Below are 559 nucleotides of genomic sequence, written 5' to 3'. Positions count from 1 at the left end.
GTGAGGGATAAAACCGTAGTTGCAGGGATAGAACATGGCGGTGTGAAGGAAGCGGTCCACAAACATGGCGCCTGAGTCCTTGTCCACTTCGTATTTGACCGGCACGCCACCGATAGGAATTTCGATAATGACGTTTACGTCCCAGGGGACATCTTTACCGGCGGAAATCTTTGAAATATCCATTTCTAGCTATGCTCCTCAAAATCGTTGGCGCCCGATTAGCATGTTCTTGACTTCAAGGCTAGATTCGAATGTAAAAACTTTGCTGTTTTTTGCTTGAAAGCGGCGAAAAACCGATTTTTTGCGGCTCTTTTACAGGACTTTAGTTGCCGGAACGGGACCGGCGGGGGCGGTTCTTCTCTTATCCGGTTTGTGTAAAATCAGGGTATGGAAAGTATTCAGAAAGTTGTTCTTGTAAAATTGGTTCGGGGGCAAATAAAGCCCCTGTATTCAGACAAAAGGTCGAACCGGAACAGGTAGTTGCGTATATTATTTTTATCTGTCATGGTAGATATATACAGTTGATTACCCTGTAATGATTAGCGTCGAGTAGGGACAT

1 protein-coding gene is annotated in these 559 nt (G+C 44.9%); it reads right to left on the bottom strand.

Annotated elements, in window-relative coordinates:
- A partial coding sequence (locus QQJ79_RS15925) for an inorganic diphosphatase (protein ID WP_284223920.1) occupies positions 1 to 183 on the bottom strand: 183 nt, incomplete at its 3' end.
- Between the last annotated feature and the right edge of the window lie 376 nt (positions 184 to 559).

The sequence above is a fragment of the Brevundimonas denitrificans genome (assembly GCF_030160755.1).
In the GTDB taxonomy this organism is placed as follows: Bacteria; Pseudomonadota; Alphaproteobacteria; order Caulobacterales; family Caulobacteraceae; genus Brevundimonas; species Brevundimonas denitrificans.
Note: the sequence above shows the minus strand (reverse complement) of the source record. Positions and strands in the feature narration are given on the sequence as shown.